1 protein-coding gene is annotated in these 1,300 nt (G+C 60.1%); it reads left to right on the top strand.

Annotation, left to right across the window (positions count from 1 at the left end):
- Positions 1-124: 124 nt before the first annotated feature.
- On the top strand, positions 125-1,300 hold a 1,176-nt coding region (locus NW820_RS12415; protein ID WP_414407646.1), incomplete at its 3' end, for an S-layer homology domain-containing protein.

Here is a 1,300-nt window from a genome sequence, read left to right as displayed (position 1 = left end):
GGTTAGAAACGCTCAAATTACCTCAGAGCAAGGGTTTCCGCCATTGTCATCACTGAGGAAATAGCCAGAATAAAAGTAGCCATCGACCCAGCAATGGGCGCTACGACAACTCGGTGAACGAACGATGTTTCCCTCTCTTTTAACTCCACGTGCAGCAGGCATACTCCTATCGGGAGCTGTCTTGGGCATCCACTGCCAGGTGGCCATGGCCGCTCCCTTCCGCGACACCTTTGGTCACTGGGCCCAAGCCTACATTGAGACCCTCTCCGCTCAAGGAGTGTTGAACGGCTTCCCCGATGGCACCTTCCGCCCCAATGAGCCGGTGACCCGCGCTCAGTTTGCCACCATTGTCAATACCGCTTTCCGCCTCCGCAATACCTCCGGTACTTTCATCGGCTTCCGGGATGTGCCCCCCACCCACTGGGCAGCCAGTGCCATCTCGACGGCAGCGGCCAACAACCTGGTGGCAGGCTTTCCTGATGGCACCTTCCGTCCTGAACAGCCCGTTACCCGCACCGAAGCGCTGGTGGTTTTGACCAACGCCATTGGCAACACGGGAGCGATCCCAGCCGCTCAGCCCGGAGATCTCTTCAGCCGCTACCGAGATGCGGCAGCCATCCCCAATTGGGCCCTGGCACAAATTGCGGCGGCCAACCGCGCCGGGTTGATCGTCAATTATCCAGACCCGATGCTCTTGGAACCCAACCGTCCCGCCACTCGCGCCGAGGTAGCAGCCTTCACCCACCAGGCCATGCTTAACCGGGGATCCTTGGTGGCGCAAAACCCAGGGGGATCCCTCTCCGGTTCCCAGCCAGGCTTTGACCTGCGCCTTTCCACCCTAGCGGCGGGCACCTTGATGCAAACCACCACCCCCTTCAACGAGCGCCTCTTCATTGCCCCCAACGAAACCCGGCCCATGTCTTTGATCGTCCGCAACCCGATTCGCAACGCCCAGGGGGATATTCTGGTGCCTTTTGGCTCGCGGGTGGATGGCCGCTTTGAGCCGGCCCCAGGGGGCACCCGTTTTGTGGCGGAAAGCATTATCGTCAACAACCAACTGTTCCCCTTGGCTGCCCAATCAGACATCATCCACGATGTCAAGGATCCCCGCTACACCACCACAGGCAAAATCATTCAGGATGCAGCCATCGGCGCGGCAGCGGGCGCCATTCTCGGCTTGGTAACCGGAGACAATGCCATTGCCACAGAAGAAGTGCTGGGGGCGGGGGTGGCCGGAGCGGTAATTGGCAATGTAACGGCACCACAGGTGGTGGTGCTGGATCCCAATCAGGTGATCGAG

The sequence above is a fragment of the Synechococcus sp. R55.7 genome (assembly GCF_047461955.1).
Lineage (GTDB): Bacteria > Cyanobacteriota > Cyanobacteriia > Thermostichales > Thermostichaceae > Thermostichus.
This window is presented reverse-complemented; position numbering and strand designations above follow the sequence as displayed.